Genomic DNA, 2,184 nt, shown 5'->3' with positions numbered 1-2,184 from the left:
TCGGCCTCCAGCTCGTCGTCTTCGCGCAGATCGATGGAACGCCCGACGGGGGCCTGCAGGCTCGCGTTGAACAGTTTGTGCGGATCGCGCACCGACGACCCCTTCGCGAAGTTGACCTTCACCTTGCCCTTGTACATCTCCAGCGTGCAGATCAGGCCGTCCAGGTAGAACGCGGGCACGCCGTCAGGGTTCGACGGCTTGCGCCATTTGATCTCCTCGACGACGTCGGGCTCGGCTTGCTTGATCAAAGATCGAATCTCATCGACTCGACCGACGCGCCAATCCTCACTCACGGCGTCAAGCTAACCCGGTCGACGGGTCCTGCAGGGGCGGATCCTGCAGATATACAAGGACGTTGCCGTCGGGATCGGTGAACTCGAACATCGGTGGCGCGAAATCCAGCCGCAGCACCTCGTCGCGGACTGTCGGATCGTGTCGCCTGACGACGCGGTGGGCATGGTCGACGTGGCGCACTTGACACTACGTCGATTAAAATCGACACTATGTCGAGTAGGCCTGGAAAGCCGTGCTGCGCTTCACCGATTTCGGAGGACCATGAAGACGTTTTTCATCACTGGAGTGAGTAGCGGGCTGGGCCGCGCTTTCGCGGCCGGCGCGCTGGATGCCGGACATCAAGTGGTCGGCACGGTGCGTAAGCCCGAGGACGCGGCAACATTCGAGTCCGTGGCCCCGGACCGCGCGCACGCACGCCTGCTCGACGTGACCGATGACGCCGCGGTCGTGCGCACGGTGGCCGACGTCGAGTCAACCGTTGCTCCCATCGACGTCGGGATCGCCAATGCGGGCTACGGCGTCGAGGGCACGTTCGAGGAGACACCGTTGTCAGAGTTGCGCGCGCAGTTCGCGACCAACGTCTTCGGCGTCGCTGCGACGTTGCAGGCCGCGCTGCCCTACATGCGGCAGCGGCGCGCCGGTCACCTGATGGCGGTGACCTCGATGGGAGGCCTGATGGCGGTGCCAGGGATGTCGGCCTATTGCGCGAGCAAGTTCGCCGTGGAAGGTCTGCTGGAGAGCCTGCGCAAGGAGGTCGCCTCGTTCGGCGTCCACGTGACCGCGATCGAACCGGGCTCCTTCCGCACCGATTGGGCGGGCCGCTCGATGACCCGCACCGAGCGCTCCATCGGAGATTACGACGAGTTGTTCGACCCCATCCGTGCCGCACGCATCAAGGCCAGCGGCAACCAGCTCGGCAACCCGGCCAAGGCGTCCGAAGCGGTCCTGGCAATTCTGGACGAACCCGAACCACCGGCGCACCTGGTTCTGGGCTCGGATGCGCTGAGGCTGATCCGTGCCGCGCGGACGGCGGTCGACGACGACATTCGGCGGTGGGAAAGCCTGTCGCGCAGTACTGATTTCGCTGAGGGTGCACAACTGGCCACGACGTGATGGCGCTGATTTAGAGTGGCGGAATGACCAAGTCATGGCCGTCGCGGCGCACAGCGCCCGCCGTGCGCAAGGGCGACCTCCGCGAGCGGCAGCTTCTCGACGCCGCCGAGAGACTGTTGGCGGAGCGGGGCTATGCGGACATGACAGTCGGCGAGATCGCCGAGAAAGCTGGGATTTCCCGGGCCGCGCTGTACTTCTACTTCGCGTCGAAACAGGACGTGCTGATCGCGTTGGTGGCGCGAACCGTTCAAGCCCTGCAGGAGAAGTCGGGGGCGGCCCTCACCGACACCGCGCCGATCGAAGAGGTGATCTCCACCGCGCTGGACCGCACCGTGCAGTTGTGGAGGGAGCACGGTGTGGTGATGCGCGCGGCAGTCGATCTCAGTTCCACCGTGCCCGAGATCGATCAGTTGTGGACGGGTACCGCCGATGTCTTCGCCGAGGCGATCACCGCGATCCTCAGCCGTGCAGGGGTACCGTCCGGCGACGGACCCGCTGCTGCCCCGGCGCTGGGGCGTGCGCTGTGCTGGATGATCGAGCGCAGCTTCTATCAGGCGTCCAAGATCTCGGGCGACAGGCTGGCCGAAGCCAAGCAGACCTGCCAGGCGGTGTGGATGCGCATGATGGAACCGCGTTGAGACGCCGAGAGCACTACTAGACGTTGAACCGGAACTCGACCACGTCGCCGTCGGCCATCACGTAGTCCTTGCCCTCCATCCGGACCTTGCCCGCGGCCTTGGCCGCGGCCATCGAACCGGCCTCCATCAGATCGTCGAA

General features: G+C 65.3%; 4 protein-coding genes. 2 read left to right on the top strand and 2 right to left on the bottom strand.

Going from position 1 to position 2,184, the window contains the following annotated elements:
* Positions 1–293, bottom strand: a 293-nt coding sequence (locus ASJ79_RS22915; protein WP_067960331.1) for a DUF1801 domain-containing protein, incomplete at its 3' end; no start/stop codon positions are given.
* A gap of 262 nt (positions 294–555) precedes the next feature.
* Between ASJ79_RS22915 and ASJ79_RS22910 the strand changes: the two genes are divergently transcribed.
* Together ASJ79_RS22910 and ASJ79_RS22905 are read left to right on the top strand one after the other, a co-directional pair.
* Positions 556–1,407, top strand: coding sequence for an oxidoreductase (locus tag ASJ79_RS22910; protein WP_067960328.1), 852 nt, complete (start codon positions 556–558; stop codon positions 1,405–1,407).
* 23 nt (positions 1,408–1,430) lie between these two features.
* Positions 1,431–2,045 carry a TetR/AcrR family transcriptional regulator gene (locus ASJ79_RS22905; RefSeq protein WP_067960324.1) on the top strand — a complete coding sequence of 205 codons (615 nt, stop codon included), beginning with the start codon at positions 1,431–1,433 and terminating at the stop codon, positions 2,043–2,045.
* 16 nt (positions 2,046–2,061) lie between these two features.
* Here ASJ79_RS22905 and ASJ79_RS31445 read toward each other — a convergent pair.
* Positions 2,062–2,184: DUF933 domain-containing protein (locus ASJ79_RS31445; RefSeq protein ID WP_156448589.1), on the bottom strand; the 123-nt coding region annotated here is incomplete at its 5' end.

This window comes from Mycobacterium sp. NAZ190054 (assembly GCF_001545925.1).
Classification (GTDB): Bacteria; Actinomycetota; Actinomycetes; order Mycobacteriales; family Mycobacteriaceae; genus Mycobacterium.
Note: the sequence above shows the minus strand (reverse complement) of the source record. Positions and strands in the feature narration are given on the sequence as shown.

What these genes read in the sequence shown, in the direction of transcription:
- ASJ79_RS22910 (WP_067960328.1), top strand. Translation starts at nt 556, where the DNA reads ATGAAGACGTTTTTCATCACTGGAGTGAGTAGCGGGCTGGGCCGCGCT.
- ASJ79_RS22905 (WP_067960324.1), top strand. Translation starts at nt 1,431, where the DNA reads ATGACCAAGTCATGGCCGTCGCGGCGCACAGCGCCCGCCGTGCGCAAG.